Raw genomic sequence first — 829 nt, forward strand, 5'->3', positions numbered from 1 at the left:
CCTCGATCTTTCGTGAGGGGATCGTTCTGTGCTGTGGGCCCGGTTGGGTGGTCTGAGGACCGGATTCCGGGCGTGGGCCGTGAGGTGTTGCCCGAGGCGTCGGTGGGCGTCGGGGTTCACGGCCCCGAGATGCGAGTGTCCCTTCTGGATCGAGAGTCAGGTTGGCTGGGTTGTCAGGCTGGCGCGGGAAGTGCTGTGAGCCTGGCTATTGCGTTGAGCAGGAGCTCGGTGTGGGGTGCGTTGGCGGCCAGTTTCAGGCGGGTTCGGCGGGCGTGGCGGCTGATCTTGCCGGCGATCGCGAATATGCGGTGGCGCAGGCGTTTGGGTTCCCATCGGCGGGCGGGATGGTCGGTGAAGGCGAGCATCTGGGTCCAGGCGATCAACTCGCAGGCCAGCATCACGACCGCACACCAGATGCGGTTCTGATCGAATCCGTGCAGCGGCAGGTTCGTCAGGCCGCAGTCTTTGGCGGTGCGGATGCGGTCTTCACAACGGGCCCGACGCCGGTGCCGCAACTCAAGTGTGGCGAGTTGACCACGCACGGTGTTGGTGGCAAACGCGGTCAGCCGCAGCCCATCTCGGTCGGTGAACCGCAACTGCGCCCCGGGATGGGGTCGTTCTTTGCGGACGATCACGCGCATCCCCTTGGGCCAGTTGGTCAGGTCGATCAGGCCGGTCAGCTCGGCTACCCATGCGCCGTCGCGTTCGACGCCGTCGGCGTCATAGGCGGGGGTCCAGGCTTGAGGAAGGATCCGGTCGATGGCGGCCGCGGTGGTCTCGGTCAGGCCGAATCCGACTGAGTAGGCCAGGCGACGTCGGGTGAGGTAGT

The 829-nt window shown here is 66.3% G+C and carries 1 protein-coding gene; it reads right to left on the reverse strand.

The window, feature by feature from the left end:
- Positions 1-173: 173 nt before the first annotated feature.
- On the reverse strand, positions 174-829 hold a 656-nt coding region (locus HH308_RS29310), incomplete at its 5' end, for a transposase (protein WP_211188987.1).

It is taken from the genome of Gordonia asplenii (assembly GCF_012933505.1).
GTDB lineage: Bacteria > Actinomycetota > Actinomycetes > Mycobacteriales > Mycobacteriaceae > Gordonia > Gordonia asplenii.